This is a genomic window from Anoxybacillus sp. LAT27 (assembly GCF_022030075.1).
GTDB lineage: Bacteria > Bacillota > Bacilli > Bacillales > Anoxybacillaceae > Anoxybacillus > Anoxybacillus kestanbolensis.
Genome location: NZ_JAIWYK010000126.1, coordinates 1 through 286, shown reverse-complemented (window position 1 = coordinate 286; position 286 = coordinate 1). Strand labels below are relative to the sequence as shown.

1 protein-coding gene is annotated in these 286 nt (G+C 63.3%); it reads left to right on the top strand.

What is annotated here, in order from left to right:
- On the top strand, positions 1-286 hold a 286-nt coding region (locus LD028_RS08800), incomplete at both ends, for an aminotransferase class III-fold pyridoxal phosphate-dependent enzyme (RefSeq protein ID WP_237811592.1).

The window sequence follows — 286 nt, the reverse complement described above, 5'->3', positions numbered from 1 at the left end:
GTAGCGAAAGGGATTACCGGCGGCTATCTGCCGGTTGCCGCGACGCTGACCACGGACCGGGTGTACGACGCCTTTTACGCCGACTACGAGGAGCAGAAGACGTTTTTCCACGGTCACTCCTACACCGGCAATCCGCTCGGCTGCGCCGTCGCCCTGGCCAACTTGCGGCTGATGGAAGAGCGGCGGATCGTCGAGGGAGTGGCGGAAAAATCGCGCCGCCTGGCGAAGCTGCTGGCGCCGCTGTCCGATTTTGCCCACGTGGGAGAGGTGCGGCAAAAAGGCTTTA